Source organism: Streptomyces klenkii, assembly GCF_003626645.1.
GTDB classification, from domain to species: Bacteria; Actinomycetota; Actinomycetes; order Streptomycetales; family Streptomycetaceae; genus Streptomyces; species Streptomyces klenkii.
In genome coordinates, this window is record NZ_RBAM01000001.1 from 848,732 (window position 1) to 871,115 (window position 22,384).

General features: G+C 69.0%; 25 protein-coding genes and 4 pseudogenes. 7 read left to right on the top strand and 22 right to left on the bottom strand.

Going from position 1 to position 22,384, the window contains the following annotated elements; all coding sequences use genetic code 11:
- Window positions 1-10: 10 nt before the first annotated feature.
- Genes D7231_RS02965 through D7231_RS02980 form a run of 4 tightly spaced genes read right to left on the bottom strand, consistent with a single transcriptional unit; the run spans window position 11 to window position 3,137 of the window.
- Window positions 11-883, bottom strand: coding sequence for a ketoacyl-ACP synthase III (locus D7231_RS02965; RefSeq protein WP_120753295.1), 873 nt, complete (start codon window positions 881-883; stop codon window positions 11-13).
- Entirely contained in the window at window positions 880-1,755 is an 876-nt protein-coding gene (locus D7231_RS02970) for an alpha/beta fold hydrolase (protein ID WP_120753296.1), read from the bottom strand. Before D7231_RS02970 ends, D7231_RS02965 begins: the two co-directional genes overlap by 4 nt.
- Window positions 1,756-1,804: 49 nt before the next feature.
- Window positions 1,805-2,089, bottom strand: a complete 285-nt coding sequence (locus D7231_RS02975) for an acyl carrier protein (RefSeq protein WP_120753297.1) — start codon at window positions 2,087-2,089, stop codon at window positions 1,805-1,807.
- A 10-nt stretch (window positions 2,090-2,099) separates the two neighbouring features.
- Window positions 2,100-3,137: a beta-ketoacyl-ACP synthase 3 gene (locus D7231_RS02980; RefSeq protein WP_338419816.1), complete on the bottom strand. Its 1,038-nt coding sequence runs from the start codon at window positions 3,135-3,137 to the stop codon at window positions 2,100-2,102.
- On the opposite strand from D7231_RS02980, the gene D7231_RS36125 reads away from it, so the two are divergent.
- Window positions 3,136-3,339 carry a hypothetical protein gene (locus tag D7231_RS36125; RefSeq protein WP_147449677.1) on the top strand — a complete coding sequence of 68 codons (204 nt, stop codon included), beginning with the start codon at window positions 3,136-3,138 and terminating at the stop codon, window positions 3,337-3,339. The two genes, D7231_RS02980 and D7231_RS36125, sit on opposite strands and share 2 nt — an antisense overlap.
- A gap of 65 nt (window positions 3,340-3,404) precedes the next feature.
- Here D7231_RS36125 and D7231_RS02985 read toward each other — a convergent pair whose 3' ends face one another.
- The 5 genes from D7231_RS02985 to D7231_RS36420 form a co-directional block, all read right to left on the bottom strand.
- A complete protein-coding gene (locus D7231_RS02985) occupies window positions 3,405-3,608 on the bottom strand; it encodes a hypothetical protein (protein ID WP_120753299.1) in 204 nt (67 codons plus the stop codon).
- A 259-nt stretch (window positions 3,609-3,867) separates the two neighbouring features.
- Window positions 3,868-4,656: an aminotransferase class IV gene (locus D7231_RS02990; protein ID WP_120753300.1), complete on the bottom strand. Its 789-nt coding sequence runs from the start codon at window positions 4,654-4,656 to the stop codon at window positions 3,868-3,870.
- A 49-nt stretch (window positions 4,657-4,705) separates the two neighbouring features.
- Entirely contained in the window at window positions 4,706-6,922 is a 2,217-nt protein-coding gene (locus tag D7231_RS02995) for an FUSC family protein (protein WP_120753301.1), read from the bottom strand.
- A gap of 233 nt (window positions 6,923-7,155) precedes the next feature.
- Window positions 7,156-7,749, bottom strand: a complete 594-nt coding sequence (gene thpR, locus D7231_RS03000) for an RNA 2',3'-cyclic phosphodiesterase (protein ID WP_120753302.1) — start codon at window positions 7,747-7,749, stop codon at window positions 7,156-7,158.
- Window positions 7,750-7,901: 152 nt separating this feature from the next.
- Window positions 7,902-8,306: an RICIN domain-containing protein gene (locus D7231_RS36420; RefSeq protein ID WP_158673715.1), complete on the bottom strand. Its 405-nt coding sequence runs from the start codon at window positions 8,304-8,306 to the stop codon at window positions 7,902-7,904.
- 376 nt (window positions 8,307-8,682) lie between these two features.
- Here D7231_RS36420 and D7231_RS03010 point away from each other — a divergent pair, with 376 nt between their 5' ends.
- The gene (locus D7231_RS03010; RefSeq protein ID WP_120753417.1) at window positions 8,683-9,645 is read left to right on the top strand and encodes a MerR family transcriptional regulator; all 963 of its coding nucleotides are present in this window, start codon (window positions 8,683-8,685) and stop codon (window positions 9,643-9,645) included.
- 287 nt (window positions 9,646-9,932) lie between these two features.
- Here D7231_RS03010 and D7231_RS03015 read toward each other — a convergent pair whose 3' ends face one another.
- The 4 genes from D7231_RS03015 to D7231_RS03030 form a co-directional block, all read right to left on the bottom strand.
- Window positions 9,933-10,484, bottom strand: a complete 552-nt coding sequence (locus D7231_RS03015) for a hypothetical protein (RefSeq protein WP_120753304.1) — start codon at window positions 10,482-10,484, stop codon at window positions 9,933-9,935.
- A gap of 204 nt (window positions 10,485-10,688) precedes the next feature.
- The gene (locus tag D7231_RS03020) at window positions 10,689-11,879 is read right to left on the bottom strand and encodes a cytochrome P450 (protein ID WP_120753305.1); all 1,191 of its coding nucleotides are present in this window, start codon (window positions 11,877-11,879) and stop codon (window positions 10,689-10,691) included.
- A 553-nt stretch (window positions 11,880-12,432) separates the two neighbouring features.
- Entirely contained in the window at window positions 12,433-13,554 is a 1,122-nt protein-coding gene (locus tag D7231_RS03025; RefSeq protein WP_120753306.1) for a serine hydrolase domain-containing protein, read from the bottom strand.
- A 20-nt stretch (window positions 13,555-13,574) separates the two neighbouring features.
- Window positions 13,575-13,955, bottom strand: a complete 381-nt coding sequence (locus D7231_RS03030) for a hypothetical protein (protein WP_120753307.1) — start codon at window positions 13,953-13,955, stop codon at window positions 13,575-13,577.
- A 66-nt stretch (window positions 13,956-14,021) separates the two neighbouring features.
- Here D7231_RS03030 and D7231_RS37330 point away from each other — a divergent pair.
- Window positions 14,022-14,205 (top strand): annotated as a pseudogene (locus tag D7231_RS37330) (IS5 family transposase); the annotation flags it as partial.
- Here D7231_RS37330 and D7231_RS03040 read toward each other — a convergent pair.
- Complete coding sequence (locus D7231_RS03040) at window positions 14,195-14,737, bottom strand: GNAT family N-acetyltransferase (protein WP_120753418.1); 543 nt, start codon at window positions 14,735-14,737, stop codon at window positions 14,195-14,197. The pseudogene D7231_RS37330 and the gene D7231_RS03040 overlap by 11 nt on opposite strands.
- 91 nt (window positions 14,738-14,828) lie before the next feature.
- On the opposite strand from D7231_RS03040, the pseudogene D7231_RS37335 reads away from it, so the two are divergent.
- Window positions 14,829-15,033, top strand: a pseudogene (locus D7231_RS37335) (NF041680 family putative transposase); the annotation flags it as partial.
- Window positions 15,034-15,044: 11 nt separating this feature from the next.
- Here D7231_RS37335 and D7231_RS03045 read toward each other — a convergent pair.
- Complete coding sequence (locus D7231_RS03045; RefSeq protein WP_120753308.1) at window positions 15,045-15,404, bottom strand: hypothetical protein; 360 nt, start codon at window positions 15,402-15,404, stop codon at window positions 15,045-15,047.
- A gap of 162 nt (window positions 15,405-15,566) precedes the next feature.
- Between D7231_RS03045 and D7231_RS03050 the strand changes: the two genes are divergently transcribed.
- Window positions 15,567-16,112, top strand: a complete 546-nt coding sequence (locus D7231_RS03050) for a TetR/AcrR family transcriptional regulator (RefSeq protein ID WP_120753309.1) — start codon at window positions 15,567-15,569, stop codon at window positions 16,110-16,112.
- A gap of 378 nt (window positions 16,113-16,490) precedes the next feature.
- On the opposite strand, the gene D7231_RS03055 is transcribed toward D7231_RS03050, so the two are convergent.
- Window positions 16,491-17,162, bottom strand: a complete 672-nt coding sequence (locus D7231_RS03055; RefSeq protein WP_120753310.1) for a transglycosylase SLT domain-containing protein — start codon at window positions 17,160-17,162, stop codon at window positions 16,491-16,493.
- A gap of 444 nt (window positions 17,163-17,606) precedes the next feature.
- Between D7231_RS03055 and D7231_RS38280 the strand changes: the two are divergent.
- Window positions 17,607-17,760 (top strand): annotated as a pseudogene (locus tag D7231_RS38280) (NF041680 family putative transposase); the annotation flags it as partial.
- Window positions 17,761-17,915: 155 nt separating this feature from the next.
- On the opposite strand, the gene D7231_RS38070 reads toward D7231_RS38280, so the two are convergent.
- Together D7231_RS38070 and D7231_RS03065 are read right to left on the bottom strand one after the other, a co-directional pair.
- On the bottom strand, window positions 17,916-18,047 hold the full coding sequence (locus D7231_RS38070; RefSeq protein WP_277875532.1) for a hypothetical protein: 132 nt from the start codon (window positions 18,045-18,047) through the stop codon (window positions 17,916-17,918).
- Window positions 18,048-18,625: 578 nt separating this feature from the next.
- Entirely contained in the window at window positions 18,626-19,228 is a 603-nt protein-coding gene (locus tag D7231_RS03065) for a TetR/AcrR family transcriptional regulator (RefSeq protein WP_120753311.1), read from the bottom strand.
- Between the two features lie 414 nt (window positions 19,229-19,642).
- Here D7231_RS03065 and D7231_RS03075 point away from each other — a divergent pair, with 414 nt between their 5' ends.
- The gene (locus D7231_RS03075; protein WP_422396669.1) at window positions 19,643-20,614 is read left to right on the top strand and encodes an alpha/beta hydrolase; all 972 of its coding nucleotides are present in this window, start codon (window positions 19,643-19,645) and stop codon (window positions 20,612-20,614) included.
- A 69-nt stretch (window positions 20,615-20,683) separates the two neighbouring features.
- Here the strand turns inward: D7231_RS03075 and D7231_RS03080 are convergent, their stop codons facing one another.
- From D7231_RS03080 to D7231_RS03095, 4 genes and pseudogenes are all read right to left on the bottom strand, one after another.
- Entirely contained in the window at window positions 20,684-21,370 is a 687-nt protein-coding gene (locus D7231_RS03080) for an LLM class flavin-dependent oxidoreductase (protein WP_120753313.1), read from the bottom strand.
- A 67-nt stretch (window positions 21,371-21,437) separates the two neighbouring features.
- Window positions 21,438-21,596, bottom strand: a pseudogene (locus D7231_RS37340) (NAD(P)-binding domain-containing protein); the annotation flags it as partial.
- A complete protein-coding gene (locus tag D7231_RS38420) occupies window positions 21,523-21,723 on the bottom strand; it encodes an NAD(P)-binding domain-containing protein (protein WP_120753315.1) in 201 nt (66 codons plus the stop codon). The gene D7231_RS38420 and the pseudogene D7231_RS37340, both read right to left, overlap by 74 nt.
- 199 nt (window positions 21,724-21,922) lie before the next feature.
- Window positions 21,923-22,135 (bottom strand): hypothetical protein, encoded by a 213-nt coding sequence (locus tag D7231_RS03095; RefSeq protein ID WP_120753316.1) that lies wholly within the window; start codon window positions 22,133-22,135, stop codon window positions 21,923-21,925.
- Window positions 22,136-22,384: the final 249 nt, after the last annotated feature.

A 22,384-nucleotide genomic window follows, 5' to 3' on the forward strand; every position in this document is an offset into this window, starting at 1 on the left:
TGGCGGGCCGTCAGCGGGCGGCTACTGAGGCCGACCCCGCGTGGCCGAGTGCGCGGACGACCCCCGCGGTGCCGTCCTGCTGGTCGATCACTGCCCCGATGCGGCGCGTCCGTTCGCGGTATCGGCTGTCGGTGAGGAGCCGGGTGAGGGCAAGGCGGAGGTTGCTCCAGCGCGCGGCCTCGGCGGCGGCGAGCGCGGCGGCGCTCATGCGCTTGACCGCGTTGCGTACGACCTCGGCCCCGCGCAGGTGCAAGAACGCGTCGGCACCTCCGAGTTCCGGTGCGGGCGCGCGCCGGCGGGAGCCCCCGGCCGGGATGGCGATGGCGTCGGCGAGGGTGCCGTCGCTGCCCCACACCGTTGGGCCGAAGGACGGCGACTCGCCCGGTTCGGCCCGCCGCAGCACGGCTGCGCCGGCGCCGTCGCCGAAGATCGGGGCGGTGCTGGAGTCCTGGGGATTGATCATGGTGGAGCAGGTCTCGGCGCCGATCACCAGAACCGTTCCCGCGGTGGCGGCGGCGATGAGCCCGCGGGCGAGTTCACAGCCGTAGAGGAACCCCGAGCAGCCGGCGTTCAGGTCGAAGGCGGGGATGCCGGTCATGCCCAGGCGGCTGGCGACTTCGGGTGCTCCGGCAGGGCAGAGCCGGTCCGGAGTCGTGGTCGCGAGGATGACCGCGTCGACTCGTGAGGCGTCTGCCGAGGCCAGTGCGCGGGCGCCCGCCTCCGTAGCCAGGTGAACGGTGGCCTCGCCGTCGCCGGCGCGGTGCCGGCGGGCGATGCCGATCCGGCGCCGCACGAAGTCGTCCATCACGGGGCTCATGAGGTCGGCGTTGGTCACCACGGTGGGCGGCAGCCAGCACCCCAGTCCCGCCAGCACGGTGTTCACCCGGCAGCCACGGCCGGTTCGACCAGGTAGCCGAGATCAGTGAGCGGCTGGTCAGTGAAGAACCGCATCACCAAGTCACTCGCCTCGAAGCGTCGCTGGAGGAACACCCAGTGATCGGCTTCGCCGATCGCGGCGAACGTGCAGTCCTCGATCGTGGCCGCGAACTCCTTCTGTTCCTGTAGGGAGCTGATGGTGTCGTGCTCGCCGCAGAACACCAGCGTGGGAACGCCGTTCAGCCCGCCCCGGGGGTCCAGGTTCTCCAGAACCGAACGCTCCATCGTCCGGAACCCGTGCGCGCTGCTGGTGACGGCCCGCAGGGTCATCCGCTTGACCAGCTGACGCACCACGTCCCGGTTCCTGATGGTCGCCTCGGTGTCGGAGCACAGGAACATCTCCGCCAGGACGTCGACGAACCCGTTCGCGTCCCCCGACAGCATCCGCCGGGCGCCGCGCATCCACAGGTCGATGAGTTTGCCGCTGATGCGGACGGGCACGCCGCCCAACGCCAGCCTGGCGTACCGGTCCGGTCGCCTCTGCGCGCAGCGGAAGGCGACCGCCGACCCGAAGGAGTATCCGAGGAAGTTGACGCGCTCCAGACCGAGGTCATCGATGATGATCTCGGTGGCCCGGCACATGGTCTCCATGTCCTGCTCGGGCCGCAGTGGGGTGGATTCACCGGCGCCGGGGAGGTCCACCGAGATCAGGCGGGCGTGGGGCAGGACGTGACGCTCCATGATGGACCAGCCGTGCATGCCTTGCAGAACACCCCCGAGGACGAGCACGGGCTCTGTGCCGGGGGTATCGCTGTTCACCACCTGGTAGGAAAACGACAGCCCGTCCAACTTTAGGGTGTGGGTGGTCGCTTTGGTCACAGCTCTCCATTGCAGGTCGGATCGTGCTGATGCGGGCGGCGACGGCGTTTCAGTCGATCGCGGACGCGTCCTGCTGCCGCCCGCCGGCCGCCTCCAGGGCCTCCTGTACGAGATCGGCCGTCTCCTGGAGCGTGGTGTTTCCGCGGGCCAGCGAGTCGTTCAGCTGGATCCCGTAGTGGTCGGATACGGTCACGAACATTTCCACCTGGGCGATGGAATCCAGTTCGAGGCTGTCGAACGAACGGCTGCCGGTCAGTTCCCCGGGATTCAGGCCGTAGGCGGTGGCCAGGTAGTCGCGGATGAAGTCGAGCGGCCGCTGGACCGGGTCCCCCATGAAAGACTCCCTACTGTCGTACGGGTTTGAGGTCGGGCCAGGACAATGCGGCCGCTCCCCACACGGCGCCGCCTCCGAACGCGGTCAGCAGCGTCCGCGTACCCGGGGCGACGGCCTGGGACCCGACCAGTTCGTCCATGACCAGAGGAATCGATGCCGAAGAGGTGTTGCCGACTCTGTGAATGTTCCCGAAACGGCTGGCACCGGGCACGCCGACCAGATCGGCCACCTTGTCCAGGATCCGCTGGTTGGCCTGATGACCGATGAACGCCCCGACGGAGTCCACCGGCCAGCCCGCCCTCTCCAGCAATTCCCGGGACACCTCCGTCATCCGGCGCACCGCGTGGGCGAACATCTGCGGGCCCTGCATCCTCAGACAGCGTTCCGCGATCGGAGCGACACCGCCCGGGTCGGGCCGGCGGGAGCCGCCGGATCCGACCACGGCAAGGTCCTTCTGCGTGCCGTCGCTGCCCAGGCAGGTCGCCTGAACGGCGCCGGGCTCGTCGAGCTCGCCGCTGCGCAGCACCACGGCCCCGGCCCCGTCGGCGAACACCACGGCAGTGCCGCGGTCCGCGGGGTCGGTGATCGTCGACAGCGTCTCCGAGGCCACGACCAGCACACACTCCGCCAGCCCCGCCCGGATCCACGCGTCACCCACGGCCAGCCCGTACGTGAAGCCCGAACAGGCGGCCGCGACGTCGAACGCCGGCAAGGTGCCCAGCCCCAGCCGGGCCGCGACCCACGGAGCCGTCGCCGGTGAATGGTGGTCCGGCGTCGTGGTCGTCAGGACGACGAGGTCCACGACCGGATCGCCGGCGCTCCGCAGAGCCGCACGGCCCGCCGCGACCGCGAGGTCCCCGGTGCTGGTTCCCGGCTCCACCCACCGCCTGCACTCGATTCCGGTCCTGCTGCGAATCCACTCGTCACTCGAACCGAGATTCGCAAGCGCCGGGTCGTCGTTGCGGACCACGCGCGGAAGGAGGTGAGAACCGACACCGGCCACGACGGAAGCAGAACTGGCCATACAGATCCCCCGGATCGACAGCATGCCTGTGGTCGTGCGTCAATCGCGAGCTACTGTATTTCAGTTATTAAGCGGTCGTCAAAGAAGTCCGGGAATCATTCGGGCGGATAATTTCGGCGCGCAACGAAGTGTGATCGTCGAACGAGTGGATGTTGGAATTCTTGTTCTGGGGCTGGATGTGTTGCGGGATGGTCGTGAGGCGATCGATGTGATCGCCTCACGATGACCCACCTCGCCGGACCCGCCTCCGGCCGTCTTCCTTCGGTCAGCCCGGCAATCCGAACGAACTGCCTAGCTGTTGCCGCCGGCTTCCTCGCCGTTTTCCTCGTCGGCTGCCTGAAGGCTGGTGTTGTCGCCCGCCAGGAGGTAGTTGGAGCTGGTGCCCGCTGAATGGGCTCCACCGGCGGGACAGACGCCGTTGGTAGGGTTGCCGTTGAACCACAAGCCGAAGCACTTGGTGCAATACCGCCAGTTGGCTTGACCGAAGATGGCCATGATGATTCCTGTTCCGACTGGGCATCGCATGAGACAGCCAAGGCAGCCCAGCCTGCTGAGCAGAGGGGCCGGAACTAATCCCCGGGTGCCCAGTCTGCGCTTGGGCAGATCGGAAGGGGAGACTCCGGCAACAGGCGTGCGAGAGCACTGTCCGGACAACGGCGCGCGCCCGGAGTGAAGCCAAGGAGGGCGGCCCAAGCGTCCCCCGGGCCAGGCCGGCGGCGGCCGGCGAAGCCGGCCCGGCCCCGGCCCGCCGTGGTCAGATCACGTCCCACGGCGCGGCCTCGTACAGCCGCTTCAGCGTGCGTACGGGCTCCGCGTCCAAAGGGAACCGCACGTCGTCGATCAGCGGTACGGGTGAGACGCCCACGGAGTTGCAGACGAAGGCCGCGTCGAAGCGCGCCACCTCATCCAGCCGCACCGCCTGCCGCCGCCACGGCAGGCCCGCCCGGTCCAGCTCCCGCTGGAGCACCAGCATGGTGATGCCGTCCAGAGCCGGGGCCGAGGGCCAGATGACTGTGTCTCCTCCGAGGAAGCCCACGTTGGTGATGGCACCCTCGGACACCGTGCCGTCGGGCTCCACCAGCAGCGCCTCGTCGAAGCCCGCCGCCTTCACCTGGCGCAGGTAGTAGGCCTGCCCGAAGACCCCCACGTGCTTGAGATGGGCGGTGGGCCGGGCGTACGGGACGCTGCGAAGCCGCTGCGGGCCGGGTTCCGGCACGGCGGCCCGCAGGATCACCGCGGTCACCGTCCCGTCGCCCGGCTCCGGCGCGTACACGTAGACCCGCGCCGACGCATCACGCACTCCCGCCGCGTCCAGGGCGCCGCGGATCCTCTCCCGCACCAGTTCGCCGTCCAGCCCCTCGCCGAAGAGCTCCTTGGTGGCCGTGTCCAGCCGGGTGAGGTGGAAGTCCAGCCCGCGCACCCGGCCGTCCCGGATCTGCATGGCGGTCATGTGCCCGTAGCCGCCCATCAGGGCGAGGAAGAGCGGATCGGCGTCGACGACACGCCCGTCGACCTGGACGTACGGGGTGGGAAGATCGTTCATGCCCCCACCGTACGTCGCCGGAGGAGGGCGGCAGCCGGCCGCCGCGCGCTCAGCGAGCGGCCGTGCGGACGACCCGGGCCGCGTCGTGCGCGACCCCGGTGAGCCACGCCTCGGTGTCGGCGATCAGCAGGATCGCGGCAGGATCCGCGTCCGGCCCCCGCGTCTGCGCCTGTGCGACCGCACAGCGCAACGGCGCTGACTCCGCCGCCGGGTACGGTCCGGAGAGCTCCGGCACGTCCGCACCCGCCGAGCGGACGAGCTGAGTGGCCCGCAGGCAGTCGTCCGCCACGCGATCGGCCAGGGTCATGAGCACAGTGGTCGCGTCAGCGGGCACGTCCGGGCCCTCTCCGTTCCGGCGGGCCGCGAGGAACAGTTCGCCGCCGCTGACGGTGTGGTGGCCGGGCTGCATGGCCGTCTCCCAGGGAGGAGCCGCCCGGTCCCGGCCGGCGTGCTCCGTCCGGTACTGGGTGTGGGCCGCCTGGGCGAGCAGCATCGCGGCGTGGGCCGGACGCAGGGGATCCGCGGAGTGGTTGCCGGCGTGGCCGCGGCCGGGACCGTACCCGATGCCGATGCCGTGGCCTTGCTCGGGGCCGGGGCCGGGGGAGGATCCGGAACCCTGGCACAGCCCGAGCGTCACTGCCTTGCACGCCTCCGCCCCCCGGACCATGAAGTTCACCACGGAGCGCCGCAGTTCGCCGCCCGCACCCTTGGGCCAGGCAAGGAGGCTTGCGACGGCACCCAGGGATCCTCCGATCACCACGTCGAGGAGGCGCATCGCGGGCAAATGCCGGTCCGGGGGCAGGATCTGGGCGAAGAGCAGGATGAGGACGAGGGTCAGCGCGGCCTGCGTCCAGGCGGTGCCCAGTACGGGGCCCACGCTGAAGCCCACCAGGAACACGACGGGCGCCGCGGCGATGTAGAAGGCGGGCGTGTCGCCCACCACGACGAGCATCAGCGTCGCGAGCACCGCGCCGACGGCCACCCCGAGGAAGGCGGGCGGCAAGGCACCCCGGGTGTCCGCGGCCGACGTACGCATCAGGCTGATGATCGTCAGCAGGACCCAGAAGCCGTGCGGCAAGTCCAGGGCGCCAACGATCAGCCGTGCGCCCGCCAGTGCGAGGGCGAGGCGCAGGGCGTTCTGGAGGAGGACCGAGCGCGGAGTCAGGTGCAGCCGCAGCCGCCGCCACCAGCGGGAGGGCGCGCGCAGTTCGGCGTACGGGAACGGGCCGCCCGGCCACTGCCACCGGGCGTCGAGCGGCGCCCCGAACGCGATCCGGGCACCCTCGCCGGCCAGCAGCGCGCCCGTGGCAGCCGCTTGGACGACCGAGTCCTGCCGCAGCCGCAGGGCCGTGACACCCGCCAGCCGCCGGGCACGGTCCGCCCGGAAGGAGGACAAGGCCATGGCCAACGCATCATCGTGCGGCCCGGCAGCTCCGGAGCGCAGCACCCGCCCGGCGTCCCGCAAGGCCGCCGCGGCACGGTCCAGCAGCCGCGCGGCGCCGGGGTCCGGCCCCTCGGCGCCGGCGAGCAGCCGGTCCAACTGAGCCCGTACGTGCCGCACGGCCGCCCGGACGTCGTAACAGGCCCGGTCCCGCAGCGAAGCGGACGTCGGGCGCTCCGTCGGCGCCACCCGGGACAGCAGCGTCGCCTGCAACGCCTGGTAGGCCGCTTCCTGGTCCCGCCGCGCGCCGGAGCGGTCCGCGGCTTCGCCGTCACCCCCACCAGTTCCACCGGAACTACCGGAACCGGTCATGAGGCGTGCGATGGAGGCGCAGTAGCCGGCCACGGCGTCCACCGCGTCGGCGAGGAGGACGCGGTACGGAACCGGCTGCTCGTCACGCCACAGGAGCCGGTCGACGAGGGTGGTCAGCAGGATGCCCACAGTGAGTCCGCCCAGCCGCCCGGCCAGCGCCTCGGGGGCGTAGGGCGGGAAGCAGGGGAGCAGGTAGTACAGCTGGAAGGCGGCGGCCAGCCCGCCCAGGCGCGGGCCGCCGACCCCCAGGAACGAGGCCGTGAACCCCACCACGAACAGGCCGCAGGCGGCGCTCCACGAGTGCGCTGCGAGCAGCGTGCCCGCGGTGACCAGGGCCCAGCCGGCGGGCAGCACCGCGAGGAACGTCCGCGTCCGCTGCTCCGCAGGCCCCGGGACCTGCGCGAACAACGTCAGCGGCAGTGCGCCGAACAGGGCGTAGAGGGCCATGTCGGGCGCGCCGAAGCCGTAGCGCAGGACGTAGAAGCCGGTGAGCCCGGCGACAGTGGCCCACACGGCACGCCGGAGATGTTCCGGCCCCTGATCCTGCCGCAACAGCCACCGGAGCGGGCCGGTCACCTCGACGACGGCTTCGGGCCGTAAGGGGGACGCGTCACGCTTGTCACCCTAGGCGCCCCGCGCACCTGCGCAACCGGAGCCGGCCACCTCACGGACGGCCAGGTCAAGCCGGGCCAGGCCAAGCCGAGGCGATGGCTACCCGCACCGCGTGCCGGCCGCACTCGCCCTACTCAGGGGGCTCGGCGAGTGCCCAGAGGGTAGGCAGCCACGGTCTCGTAGCGGGGACGTTCGCCGGCGGCCCCCGTCCGGGTCCCGGTCCCAGGCAGGTGGCTGCGCATCAGTTCCAGGCGCTCGACGCGCCATCGGCGGCCGCGGAATTCGGCGAGTTCCTCCGCGTAGGGCCTGAGGTTCACATGCCCGGTGACTCGGGCGAGGGTGAGGTGGGGCCGGAAGGGCCGGGCATCGCCCATGTGCACGTCGGCCTGCCGGGCCGCGTCGACGGTGGAGCGGGCCAGACCGGCCAGGGTCTCCAGCGATCCGGTCGCCCCGACCCACAGGATCCGGCCACCGAACCGGCCGCCGCCCGCGAACCGCAGCTCGTGCGCCGGATGCCGGTGGGCAGCATGGGCGAGGCACTCGCCCAGCTCGGGGAGCCGGGCTTCGTCGACCTCACCGAAGAAGGCGAGGGTGAAGTGCCATGTGGCGGGATGGGTCCACCGCAGCCGGCCGTGGCGCTCGGGGAGGGCGGCGCGCAACTGTGCCACTTCGGCTGCCAACTCGTCGACGGCGGCCTGAGGAGGAATCACTGCGGCGAACAAACGCATGAGTCCAGTGTGATACGGACCGGGAGAATAACCGTGCGCCCACGGCGGTGCCGCGCCCGGGTGACGACGGTAGTCATCAGGGCCCGCGTCACAACGGCCCATGCGCCGACCAGAGCCGGACCAGGCGCTCCGGTTCCGTACGCGCAACAGCCCTAAAACCCGAAACGCCACCGCTGGTCGTAGTTGCCGTGGCAGTCCCAGATGACGAGCCGGGTGCCGTTCGCCGTGCTGCCGTTGTCCGCGAGGCCCACACACTTGTTGGCGGCGGCCTGGCTGCGCACGCTGTTGTCGCTGTAAACGGCCCACCGCTGGTCGTAGTTGCCGTGACAGTCCCATACGACCAGCCGAGTGCCGTTGGCCGTGCTCCCGTTGTTGGCGAGCCCTACGCACTTGTTGGCGGCAGCCAGGCTTTGGATCAGCCCTGCCGGGGCACTGGGGGCCCACTGCTGGTCGGGATGTCCGTGGCAGTCCCATAGGACGAGCTCGGTGCCGTTTGCGGTGCTCCCGTTGTTGGCGAGGCCCACGCACTTTTCGAATCCGGCGAGGCTGCGCCACAAAGGGACCGCTGCCGGCGCAGCCGACTTGTCGTGGCTGTGTGCCGTACCGGTTGCCATGCCTGCTGCGGCGAAAACCGCCGCAGCGAGCAGGGCAGGGACACGCATGGATCTCATCTCGACCTCCTGGTGCCGTGATGGGCCGATGCCTGCACCATTCCTCACCTGGTGACGCCCGGCCGTCAAGGCGTCGGTACGAGTTGGGCAGAACCGGTCCCTCGGCCCGGAACGTCGCCCTCTGCCCGTACGGCTGGAAGACCCGGCCGCCGTCCCTGGGCTACAGCGCGTGCTGTCAGGCAATGACGATCCATGAGACTCTCCGGAGAACATTTGACCTTGCCCCTGAGGGCAAGGTTTAGCGTTCGTGGAGATGAGCGGCATGAAAATCGGCGAGTTGGCCAGATGCGCCGGAGTGACGATCAAAGCGGTCCGCTACTACGAATCGCTGGGACTGGTCACCCCGCGCCGCCTGGCCAACGGATACAGGGACTACACCGAAGAAGACGTACGTCTGGTGCGCGAGATCAGGACTCTGAGCAACCTCGGCATCCCGGTCGAGAGCACGCGGCCGTTCCTGGCCTGCCTGGCGACCGGACGGCAGCATGCCGACGACTGCCCGGAGTCGCTGGTCGGCTATCGCGAGGCCATTGACGAACTGACCGAACGGATCGAGGCCCTGACCACCCGCCGTGCGGCCCTTGTGCGCCACCTGAAACAGGCTGCTCATCGCAACAGCAGCATCCCTTTGCCCGACAACGGAGAACACCCCACCATGAGCGACTTGTATCGGCTGCCTGAGAATCTGCCCGTTCCGGAAGACGACGGCGCAGCCCGCCATCTCCCCGGCCTGAAGCTGCCCCGGATCACACTCTCCAGTACCTCGGGCGAGACGGTCGGCCTCGATACGCTGGGCACGGGCCGCACGGTGATCTACCTCTATCCGCTCACCGGCCGCCCGGACACCGATCTCCCGCACCACTGGGACTCCATCCCCGGAGCACGGGGCTGCACTGCGGAAACCTGCGATTTCCGCGACCATCACCAAGAGCTCCTCGCAGCCGGAGCACAGGGGGTCTTCGGCCTGTCCAGCCAGGACAGCGGTTATCAGCGCGAGGTCGTCGAGCGGCTCCGTCTGCCGTTCGCCATGCTCTCCGATCCCCGGCTGAGCCTGGCCGCGGCACTCGACCTGCCCACTTTCGAATTCGCCGGGCTGACGCTGTTCAAGCGGCTCACCCTCGTCATCCGCGATCAGGCAATCGAGCACGCCTTCTACCCGGTCTTCCCTCCCGACGCGCATGCCCAGCAGGTGTTGGAGTGGCTCCGCAGCAACCCTGTGACGTAACTCCAGCACGAGGCCGTAGGCACGTTGAACACGTACTCGTCCGCCTGCCGAAGCAGCCTCAGTCCCTGGGCGCGTTCGTGCCTGCTAGATCATCGGCGATCGCGCTGGTTCCGGCGGGGCGGGGCGGGGGAGGGGCGGTCGGCAGCGGAGGCGGTCGATGCGACGCCCATGAGCATGCCGCTGCCGACAGTGAGAGGGAGGAGGTGCGGCGTAGGTCGGTAGGACGAGGCCATGAAGCCGATCATGCAGCCGGGAAGCGGGGAGGGCGCCACTCCCCATCCCTGTGTTCAGGACAGTCCGTCGGCTGAATCTGGTGTCTCTCGCAGGGCACGTCCCCGCAGTTCCTGTGAGAGGTCGATGAGTTCGCCGGCGTAGAGGGTGACGGTGCGGCTGCGGAATTCTTCGGGTGTCTGTTCCACCACGACGTCGTCGCCGATTTGGCCAGTGATGACGCCTGAGGGAGTCTCCGCTTTGGCTTCGTCGTCCCGGTCTGTGGTGTCGAGGGAGTGCGCGAGTGCGCTGCTGACCGCGGACCGGGCTGACTTGGCGACGCTGAGGTCGTCGAGAGCGAGGGCGATGTAGGCGGCGATCAGCGTGCCGGATGCGTCGACGACGCGGATTGCCTTCGGTATGGCGTTTCCGTCGCGTGCGGTGAGCGTGGCGATACCGTCGTCAGCGCCGGTCAGGGAGAGAACCGCCCGTGACGCCCGTGGGCCGGGGATCCGGTTGTCCGGCTCCTTGCCGGCGAGGCGTTCTGCTTCCCGGCGACCTTCGGCGGCTCCTGTGTCCTTCCGCAGCTCGGCTTCCGCCTCTGCAGTTTTCCACTTTTTTACGGCCATGGCGGCCCCTCCCTGCTCGTTTCTCCGTGTGCCCATCCGCCTACCCGGGCATGGGCCAGCGATGCGGAGAGGCTCCCCGGCGCCGCGGAACCCGCCGCTTCGGAGGCACGGCAACGGGCCGTCAAACGGGGAGCCTCTGCAGGACGAGCCAACCGCAGCCGTAGCGGGCGACCGTACGCGCCCTCACCCGTCACCGGCTCGCGGTTACACGTCCCAGGTGACCGGGAGGCTCTTCACTCCGTAGACGTCCGCGGTCTCCGGGCGCAGGCCGACTTCTTCGGCCGGTACGGCCAGGCGCAGCGTGGGGAAGCGGTTGATCAGTGCGGAGAGGGCGATCCGCATTTCGGTGCGGGCCAGTTGCTGGCCCAGGCACAGGTGGATGCCGTGGCCGAAAGCCAGGTGCCCGCCGTCCTGCCGGTGCAGGTCGAGCGCGTGGGGATCGGTGAAGCGCTCGGGGTCACGGTTGGCGGTGTTGAACGACAGGACGACCGTCGTGCCGGCCTCGATCGTCTGGCCGCCCACCTCGACGTCCACCAGCGCCGTCCTCATGAACGTCTTGGCGACGCTCAGATACCGCAGCAGTTCCTCCACGGCCTGGTCGATGAGCGTGGGGTCGGCGCGCAGTGCGGCCAGTTGCGCCGGGTTCTGCAGCAGCGCGAAGGTGCCGAGGGACAGCATGTTCGCGGTGGTGTCGAACCCGGCCGCCAGCAGGATCAGGCTGATCCCCTGCAACTCCTCATCGGTCAGGTCGCTGTCGGTGAGTTCGCTGAGCACGTCGTCGGTGGGGTTTACGCGCTTGGCGGCCACCAGCTGTGCGAGGTAGTTCCGGGTCGCGGTGTAGGCCGCTATCAGGTCCTCATCGCTCGTCTCTCCGCTCATGAACTTGTCGATCTGTTCCTGGAAGGAGTCCCGGTCCTCATACGGCACCCCCAGCAGCTCACAGATGATGATGGTGGGGATGGGCTTGGCGAACGAGGTCACCAGATCCGTCGTCGGCCCGGCCTTCTCCATGGCGTCAAGGCAGTCGGTAGTGATCTGCTCGATGCGTTCGGTGAGCAGTCGCATCCGTCGTGCGGTGAACTTGCCCACCAACGGCTTGCGGTAGCGCCCGTGCTGTGGTTCGTCCATGAGGAGGAACTCGCCGGGCGGCGCCGGAGGGAGCTCGAAGTCGACCACGTTCATGAGCTCTTTGCGCGAGCTGAACCGAGTGTCAGCAAGGACCGACCTCACCAGGTCGTACCCGGTGATCAGCCAGCCGGGCTTTCCGCCGACGTGGGTGTAGCGGCTGATGGGGCCGTGCCGGCGGGCGTCGATCAGCTCTGCCGGCGGGTCGAAGGGGCAGCCGGGCTGACGCTCCGTCGGCAGTGTCGTGACGGCGTGAAGGGATTCGCTCATGACCATTCCTCATCTCGCGACAGTACGTGTTTGGCGTATCGCGAAAGCTACGTTGCATTTATGGTTACGTCAATCACTCAACTGGCGCTCGCCCCGGTGGATGGCGGTAAATTGATGCAATGAGGTGGAGGTTGAATGCAACGATGCGTTGCAATGGATGGCGGACGAAGGCAACGCTGACGGCGCGGCACGCCGGGAAGACTGTTGGCCCCGCAGGACCGCCAGCCGTCCTGGCCGGACTCACCAACGGGCTTTCCTGCGCCGAGAGCGCCCGGCGATTCGAGCGGCCGCCCTCGACGATCAGCCGGTAGGCCGGGTGCAACGGCGCCCCCAGCACCTATCCCGGCAGATATTGGCCGAAGCAGGAACGACGGTCCAGAGGGCGCGGTGCCGCCCGTCGGGCCCTGGTCGACACCCGCACCAGGAGACGCCGCGCCGCTCCCGGCCACCGCATCACGCGTCAAGCTGTCGCCATGCCTCGCCCCCGCGCGATGCCGGGCCGCCTGGACATCTCGCGTGGGGGTAGGGCGGGTTGCGGCGGTATGGCTTTGGTTCAGGCGGTGAGTGCTTCGTACGTGGCTTGGAGGAGTGTGTGGCTGCGTGGGTCGGTGAGGCCCTTGTTGGTCATCTGGTTCATGACGTAAGCGAAGGTCATGCGTGTGTCGAGGTCGTTGACAACGAGTGATCCGCCCCGTCCGCCCCAGTAGCACGTGTGGGGGTTCGTCGTGCTGATCGGCGAGTCGTCGGCGTGGAGGGCGTAGCCGGTGCCGAAGCGTAGGGGGATGCCGAGCACGAGGTCGGTGCCGTGGGACTGTTCGTCGAAGACCATGCGGCAGGTGGTTTCGGAAAGAAGGCGTGTCGAGGGGGTCGGGCTTGCGGAGGTGAGTACGGATTGGATTGCGGCGACGGATCGTGCGTTTCCGTAGCCTGCTGCGGCGGGGATTTCGGCGCGGCGCCACTGGGTGCTCCAGGTGTCCTGGGTGGTGACGTAGGCGCCGACCGGGATGGTCACCCATGGGTTGGGCGCGGGTGCGGGGTCGGGTGCGGGGATGCCGTTGGAGACGCGGTGATCGTGTTCGGCTGCGAGGCCGATGTGGAAATCGGCGCCCAGCGGGCCGGCGATCTGTTCGGCGAAGAAGGTGCCGATCGGCTGCCTGCAGATGCGGCGGACGACTTCGCCGATCAGGAAGCCGTGGGTGAAGCGGTGGTAGCCGGACCTTGTGCCGGGTTCCCAGTGGGGCGCCTGCCGGGCCAGGAGAGTGGTGGCTTTCTCCCAGTCGCACAGGTCGTCCAGGGTCATGGGCCGGTCCCAGTCGGGGAGGCCGGCGGTGTGGCTGAGCAGGTGCCGGATCTCGACGCGGTCTTTTCCTGCGGTGCCGAATTCGGGCCAGTACTTCGCCACGGGCGCGGACAGGTCGAGTTCGCCGCGGTCGGCCAGGACGAGGGCGCATAACGCGGTCATTGTCTTCGTGGTGGACCATACGTTGGTGATGGTGTCGCGCTGCCACGGCCGAGTCCGGGCCTGATCGGCGTGTCCTCCCCACAGGTCGACGACGGGTTCGCCGTCGAGGAAGACCGCCACCGAGGCGCCGACGTCCGCACCACTGCGCAGAGAGTCGGCGAACGCCTCCCGTACCGCGCTGAACTGATCGCTGCAGCTGCCGTGAATCTCCATGCTGGACAGATTCTCCGATCTCAATGTGACGTTGTGGGGCGGCCGGGGGAGTCGGGGAGCTCAAGAGCGACTGCCACACCGGGCCAGGCCCGGATGAGCTGGTCCCGCAGATCGATGACCACCTGGTCGTCCTGCGTGGTCTGCCGTTGCCGTTGCTGTTGCCGTTCGGCGGACGCCGGGCACTCCCGGCTGCTCTCGTGACGGAAGTGCGGCGCCTGCTTGGCATCCGGCTTGATGGCGCGGAGGATCAGGTCCTGGAAGCAGACCCGGCACATGTAACGGCCGCGCAGGATGCCGGAGGAGTCGTAGTGGCTGCGGGCGAGGCGGATGCCCAGGCCGGCCTCATCGCCCGGTATTTCGATCACCTGCTTGGTCTTGCGGTTCCATGCCGTGTCACCCATGCATGTGATCATGCCGGTACGCCGGGTATCCGACAGGGCTTTCCAAGTGCCCAGTGAATCCGCAACCACAGGAATCGCAGGTCCAGCGCTGGCTGGCCGCCGATGTTCGACCCGGAGGACTACAAGGCCCGGCACGCGGTCGAGTGCGGCATCAACCGCCTCAAGGGGCATCGAGCCGTAGCCACCAGGTACGACAACCTTTGTAGTCCGCTACGAGGCTACCGCCCCCGCTGCCGCCATCAACGAGTGGTCGTGGCGTACTGGTCCGACGACAACTCGAACACCCGGACTCGCCGACCGCCGGTGGGATTGACGGTCTCACGGACCGGATGCATCCCCAGTTTGGTCGTGATCCGTTCGGAGGCGTCGTTGCCGACTTGAGTGATGCTGACGATCCGCTCCAGCCTTCGCTCTTCGAACCCGAACCGTACGGCGGCCGCGGCGGCCTCGGTGGCCAAGCCCTGCCCCCAGTGGGAACGTCCCAGCCGCCAGCCGACCTCAACCGCCGGCAGTACCTCCGGCAGGAAACCGGGTACTGAAAGGCCGGTGAACCCGGCCAGCTCGCCAGTGGACCGGATCTGCACGGCGAACAGGCCGAAGCCCTGTGACTCCCACTCGCTCTCCCATGCCTGGATCCCGCCGCGAGTCTGCTGTTCGTCACGGACGCTGCCGTCACGGATCCACCGCATGACCTCGGGGTCGGCATTGATGGCAGCCATGGGCGCAACGTCTTCCTCGCGCCAGCGACGCAGGATCAATCGGGGAGTCTCAAGCGTGACCATCCAATCATTCTGGATCACAAAATTGGCACTCCGTCATCATCAACATGTGCTCCGGCCAAGGAACACACATGTCCAGCACAAGGCCGCGAGGATGAGTCTGCTGCTGCATCGCGATGCCGGGCGAGAGTCATTGGCGGAACTGTCATGCTTCCGGGGTGAGTTCTACGCCATGTCTCGCTGCGCGTGCGGACGCGTTGTTCGAGCTGGCTGATGCCGTTCTGTGCGGCGACGGTCCGGTGAAGTCGTTGGCCGAGTTGTCGCTGGTGGGTGAACACCGCCGAGGCCACGGCGGGCTCAGCGTGCGGGTTTAGGGGGCGGTTCCTCCGGGCGGAGATGCCGCTGTGTCTGCCCTGGAGGAACGGTCGCCCGCGAGTGCGCCCAGCAGGAACCCGGCGTATCCGGCCAGCAAGAGCAGCAGGATGCGTCCGCTGCCGCCCTCGTCGGTCCGTGGGTAGAGTCCGTCGGCGGCCAGGACGAGGGCGACGTCGAGGAGTTGCCCGATGATCACGACGGCGATGCCGAGACGGGTCCCGCGTCCGGCCGGGAGCAGCCGGCCGGCCAGGGCGCCGATGCCTGTGAAGGCGGTCGCGACCGCCGCTGCAGCCGGTGCGGTCGGAGTGTCCGCGAGGGTGGGCGCCAGGGCTATGACCCCCGCCGAGGCGGCCACCCAGATGATGAAAGCCCCTGTTGTCTCAGGCCACACGTGCACGAGCTCAGGCCACACGCGCACGAGCCGTCGTTTTTCCATCGAGCTGCACCGCCGTTCACCTAGGATGTAGCGTATGTAGCGATCGCTACATACGCTACATGGCGCCCGAGGAGGAGGCACGTGTCCCGTCGCGAAGAGTTGCTGAACGCGGCCATGCGCTACGTGGGGAAACACGGCCTCGCGACGCTCACCTTGCGACCCCTGGCCGCCGCGTTGGGCACCAGCGACCGGATGCTCGTGTACTACTTCGGCAGTCGCGAGGGGCTGGTGGTGGCCCTGCTGGACCGGGCCTTCGCGGACTTGGCCGTCGTGTGGCGGGGGCAGCAGGTTACTAAGCCATCCGATCTGGTACGCGCGCTGTGGCAGGCCCTCGCGGAACCACGGGCCCGTGTGGCCGTGCGGCTGTATCTGGAAGCGGCCTCACTGGCCGAAGCGGATGAGCTGTGGCGCGAGCGGTTGGTGCCGGCCACGTCGTCCTACCTCCGCACTGCGGAGCAGTGGCTCGTCGGCGCCGGCATGTCTCCTGCCCTCGCCCCGGGCGCCGCCCGCCTCGCGTCCGCCGCCTTGGACGGCGTGCTGTTGCAGCTGGGTATCGACGGGGACGGGGCCGCGGCAGCGGAAACCGTGGAGTTGCTGGCCCGCCAACTCGACCAGCTGGCCGACTGAGCTCGCCCCACCCCTCGGACACCCGTGGGACGGTCAGGAGCGGGGCCGCCGGGACACTGCTGGGCATGTGCAGCCCGCTCACTGTGACGCGGGACCGGCCGCCCGCGCATGCAGCTCCGGCGGCCACGGCATGACTCCACCGAGGAGTGAGACCCCCAATCCGCCAGTGCCGTCCGGAGGCCAGGCGCATGCCCGTCGCAGCCCCGCGGCTGCGGGCCGACGAAGCGGTCACCATGCCGTATCCCGAAGCAGTCACCATGCCGTCCCCGTTCCTACCAGAACGCGTATAGGGCGCGACACCCTTGCGGGTGCCGCGCCCTATACGCGTCGTGCGCTATCTATTGTGTGAGATGCGCACTGTGTGCTGCCTGAACCGGGTCAGTAGGCGGAGTTGACGTTGTCCATGGAGCCGTACTTGTCGGCGGCGTAGTTGCAGGACGCGGTGATGTTGGCGACCGGGTCGTAGATGTCCCAGGACGTGCCCTCGACGTGGTACGCCTTGAAGGTCGGGTCGATGATCTGCAGCAGGCCCTTCGAGGGGACACCGTTGACAGCGTTGACGTCCCAGTCGTTGATCGCACGCGGGTTGCCGGTCGACTCACGCATCACGTTCTTCTTGATGCCCTCGTACGAAGCGGGGATGCCCTTGGCGTGCAGGATGTCCAGGGACTCCTGGATCCAGCCGTCCAGGTTGTCGGCGTAAGCCTTCTTCGCCGGGGCGGCCGGGGCGGCGGGCTTGAGGGCCTTGCGCTCGGTGGAACGGTTGGCGCGCTCAGCACCGGCCTTCACCTTGCCGGCGGTCTCCGCGGCGGCCTTGGCATCGGCGCCGGCCTTGTCGGAGGCCTTGGCCAGCTCGCCGTCCTGCGTCACACCGAACTCCTGGGCACTCTGCGCCACGGGCTTCACACCGACGCTGGAGACGTCAGCGGCGGAAGCCTGCGGCACCAGCGCGAACGTCAGAGCGGCGGCACCGGCGACGGTGACGAGACCGGCGGCGGAGAACTTGTGAGCCTTGGGCAGAGCGGTATAGCCGGAGATGGTGGAACGCATGGCTGAGCAGAACCTCTTCCAATCGGGGATGTCGCACCGGGCCTCTTCGGCACGGGAAAGGCGCCGCGTCTCGAACGACGGCGCCCTGCGACTCAGCCATTGTTAGCGGCGCGAAACCCGCCTGACAAAGGGTGTGATCTACGAGGTAATGCCGTAATGCATCCACACTCGATGACCGGAATGCCTGATTTGGTGCCCCTGGTGCTACGACCGGGCATCGTATGTGATCGGGCCCACGTGGGTGCCCTCACGCTCCGAGCCTCCGGTGCCGACTCACCGCGACCAGTCGATTACGCGCACGGAGCGTCCGCGGGAAGGGCGCGCTCACAGGCTGTGCACGAGTGGTGCCACTACGGCCCTGCGGCTCTGCGCCGCACCGCCCGCCACTGCTCTACGTCGCCGGCGACCGCTGATGGCCTGAGGGCGATACCCAGGATCCCGCTGGACCGTGTCCACCCCCGGCTGACCATCCGCTCCGCGTGGATTGACCACACCGGAGAGCTGACTCGTTATCGAGGGCACTCTGATCCGTGTCGAGAGCGACCGCCTGTCCGGCGGCAATGACCCGCTTCCGCTGCGGCTGCGGTCGCGTGTCACCAGCAGGGCGCTGCCCCCGCTGGAGCCGGGGGCAGCGCAGACACCGGAGACCGGATACCGGCGCCCGGCCTCTCGGCTGTTGCGTGCTTGTGTGCCGTCTTGTCGTCCGGGCCGGGGGCCTTGGTATCGGCTGCGTTCCGGGGCAGTGGGTGGCTGTCAGCTGCCGATCGTGGCGAGTGCCGGGCGGAAGGAGGCAAGGGCACCGACCTGCTGCGGCCCCGTCCACGTGTAACCGGTGAGCCTGCTCCTCCAGACCTGCTCGTCGCCCGTGACGCCCTTCCACGCCATGAACGTGCTGCCGTCACTGACGCCGTCCCTCCCGTGCGCGGAAGCTCCGACGCATGGGCGCCCGGTGCGGCGAATCTCTGTACCGCGGCCGCCGCCGCGGCCGCCGTGCCCACGCGCAGAATCCGGCGGCGGCTGGGTAACGCGTGTCTCTCTGTCTCTCTCACTGTTCCCCCTCGGTCTATGAACCCCATCGAGCCGCGCCCACGCAGACGCGGGCACGCCGACTATGCCGAGGTACGGGAGGAAGCCGGCGTCCGGTCGACTCAGCTGAACGGGCAACAGGGCCGCCCGTCTCTTTCGGGCCAGGCCGGATCAGCCCGCGGCATCGGACGCCTCGCCCATCGCGCGGCGAAGTCACGGACGCGGCAGCGATGCATGCGCCCGTGCGCGGCATCGACGTGGCCTCCTGCCTGATCCGCCCCCGGGGGGCCGACCGCTGCGCCGCCGCGTGTTCGGCGAGAAGTCGTGGGCGAGTGAGTGTTCGCTTTGTACTGCTTTGCAGGACCTCAGCCGGACGCGGAATCACGGCTCACCATCGTCGAGTGCCGTTCGATCGGCGGGCGTACGGCTCATCCGGGTCATTGTGCGGCCCGGAGCGCGGTGAGTTGCCGGTCGAGTGTCGCCAGGGCGGAGTCGGTGGTGAGGCGGCCCGTCAGGATCTGCATGCTGAGTCCGTCGGCGAGGGCGATCAGCGTGTCCGCCTCCCCGTCGGCATCGGCGTCGGAGCGGACGTCTCCGGATGCCTGCGCCGTACGGAGCAGCAGGGCGATGAGTTCCGCGAGTCCCTCGTAGTGCTTCCGCTGGACGACTGCCACGGCGGGAGTGACGGCGGAGTGGGCGGCGAAGGCGAGCCAGGCCCGGGTCTCCGCCAGGGTCGGTTCGTCGTGCGGCATGATGCCGGCGAGTGTGTGCTTCAGCATCGTCGCGGCCGAGTCCGGGTCGGCGGAGTCGGCGATCCGGTCCCGTGCGCGCGTGCTGACCCGCTCGTTCATGTCCTCCACGACGGCGGCCATCATCTCTTCCTTGCTGGAGAAACAGCGCTGCACGGCTCCGACCGAGACGCCGGCGCGGGTGGCGACGTCGCGCATGGTCATCCCCTCAAGTCCTTGTTCGCTGACGAGGGCGAAGGCCGCCGCCACGATCCGGCGCCGCCGGCTGTCGTAATCCACCTGTCTGGGCATGCCTCCGATTCTAGTGATACTTTCGTATCGATACGAGCGTATCGAATCGGATCCCGGACGACCGGACGACCGGAGGAAACGGCATGACCGTGACACGCACGAGGCAGCTCCGTCAGAGCAGTTGGCAGCGCACCCGCTGGCTCCTGGGGGTGATCCTGTTGGTGCAAGGCTTCGGATCGGCCCTCACCGAGAGGCTGTGGAGCACCAGCTTCGGCGTGGCCGGCCTCCTCAGAGGCGCAGGACTGCCGCAATGGACCGACCTGGCTGTCGGTGCCGTCGGTGCGGCACTCCTCGGCTGGGCACAGGCCGCACGAGGCGCGGAACGGCGAGCCCGTGCCTGAACCGGCCAACGCTTCCTCTCCCGTCGGGACACCCCAAGAGCACGCCCCGACCCGCGGAGTCAGCCGGCGGCGTCTGCTGCGCCGTGCCGGGACGGTGGTAGCCGCAGCCGGCGCGGGCGCCGCGGCGGGAAGCCTGCTCAGCGCACACTCTGGAACGCAGAAGGGCGCGACGCAGAAAGGCGAGACTCAGAAAGCCGAGAGCAGGAAGCAGCCGACCTTCCTCCTTGTGCACGGCGCCAACAGCAACGCCTACGCCTTCGCCCCCCTGATCGCCGCGCTCACCATGGAAGGCCACCGCGCGCTCGCCGTAGACCTCCCCGGCCACGGCGTGCAGGCGAACTTCCCACCCTCCTACCAGACACCACAAGACTTGACCGCGTTCGCCGCCGCCCTGTCATCCGTCCTCTCCAGGACGACCCTGGAGGACAACGCCCGACATGTCGTGAGCGTCGTGCGCCGCATCGCCCGGCAGGGCCCGGTCATCCTGGTCGGCCACAGCATGGGCGGCGCCACGATCACCAGGGCGGCCAATCAGGTGCCGGACGCGATAGCGCGGCTGGTGTACCTGTCGGCATTCTGCTGCGTCCGGATACGGACCGTTCTCGACTGCTTCCTGGTCCCGGAGGGGAGGACGACGCTGCTCCCCACCATCCCGAGCGTGGGAAATCCCGAACGGACCGGTGTTCTCCGTAACAACTGGCGCTCGGCGGACGCCGGCTTCATCGCCAAGGCGAAGGCCGCCTTCGCCGCTGAGTACAGCGATACGGTCTTCCGTAACGCGCTCAACGCCTTCGAGCCGGACGAGTCGGCCTCGCTCATCCGTGACGACGCCCGCGGCCACCCGGCGACGTGGGGTCGCATCCCCCGCAGCTACCTTCGCTTCACCCTCGACCGCAGCATCCCGCCCGCCCTCCAGGACCGGATGATCAGGGAGGCTGACGCGGCAACACCCGGTAACCGGTTCGACGTCCACTCCCTGCCCGCCCCGCATCTCGGACCCGCCGACCCGGCCCCTCTGGCTACGGTCCTCGCGAGTCTGGTGTGACGACGCCTTGAGTAGTGAAGCAGCGGTACGGTGACGTGCCGGCGTCGGGCGCCGCAGTGAGCACGATTGTCAGGACCGCAGGGGCAGGGCCTGCGCCAGCTCGCGGTACTGCCGCAGAAGCTCGGAGTGGTCCTGTCCTTCGGACAGGACGACTTGCACGGCAACGTGGTCGGCTCCCGCTTTCTGGAACTCCTCGATGCGGAAGCGGACCCGTTCGGCGTCGCCGAATGCGAAGAGGGCGTCGACGAGGCGGTCGCTGCCGCCGCCCTTGAAGTCGTCCTCGGTGTAGCCGGCGCGTGTGAGGTTGTTGGTGTAGTTGGGCAGGGACAGGTAGAGGGTGAGGTAGTCGCGGGCGGTGGCGCGGGCGCGAGCCTGGTCGGTGTCGAGGACGACCTTCATCTCCGGGCCGAGGAACGGCTGAGCGCCCAGGGTTTCCCGGGCCTGGGCGGTGAACTCGGGCGTGACGAGGTAGGGGATGGCTCCCGCCGCGCGGTCACCGGCAAGGCGGAGCATCTTCGGGCCCATCGCGGTCGAAGAGGGAGCCGCCTTCGGCCGGGGTGCCGGTGTCCACGGGCTGGAAGCCGCAGCTGAGAGCCGGCTCGGCCACCTTACGCTTCGCCTCGGCGCCGTCGCCCGCGAGCAGGACGGCGCGGCGCCCGCCGCCGACAGCAGGATCCTTGGAAAGAACCTGGTCCAGGTACGTGTTGAAGCCCTCCGCCGGACGTGCCCCCGGCACCAGCGAGGCGACCACCTCACCGGGCTGACGACCTCCGGTGTCGATGACCTCGATACCGTCCGGGCCGTCGCGCAGTGGGTTGACCGGAGTCAGGACGACCCTGCCCTCCCGGGAGGAGACCGAGGCTGCTGCGCTCTCCTTCCGGCTCCACTGCACGGCCAGGAGCACGATGTCACCGAAGTCGGCGGCCTCCTGCGGCGTGCCGGCCGACGCGTTCGCGCCGAACTCGGCGACGAGCGGGGTCAGGGGTTTCCGGGGCGTGGGAGTTCGCCGGCCTCAGCTGATGCCCGGCCCGGGTGACAAGCCCGGCCAGAGCGGTGCCGATGCGCCCGGTACCGATGGTTCCGACCTTCAGGCACCCACCGTCGCACAAGCACCCGAAGCCCGCTTCCCGGGTGGTGCCGGGCCACCGGGGTCACCGGACGCGGTAGAGCTTGCCGGTCATGTGGAAGAATTTCGTCCCGTAGCCGATGCTGTCGGTACGTGCGACGTGCGACGAAGGCCTCCACCTGGGGGACGTACGCCCCGGCCCCGGGCCGAAAGGCATGCACCTTGGGCGGGCGCCGAGGATCTCACGGGCTGCCGGAGTGCGAGATGCTCCGCACCAACTGGCCCACAACGTTCAGGGCACCCTGCCCGAAATCCGTCGGGGCGACCAGCAGGCCGAAAACCAGCACGATGGTCACGGTCAGCCACTGGTCGGCCCGGCTCCGGGCTTGTACGCGTCGGCGTATTCGGAGGGCAATGATGACGGCCAGCAGGACCGCCACATTGATCGTCATCATCACTCGGTCAGCCCCCTGTCAGGCGCATCGTCGGACCTTGCAGTCTTCTGGATAGCCTGAACCAGGCGATTTGATGGGCTGGTTACCCAGGGCTGGCGACAAAGCTCTCGTCCAGGGCTGGATTTGCTGTGTGGAGCGCTACAGACCCAATTCGTACAGGTGGAAGTCCATGTCGGCGCCGTAGGGGGGAACCTTCGTCGTCCCTGTAGGGTTCGTGACTTTGCTAGCGCTGGTTCCTGCGGAAACGCC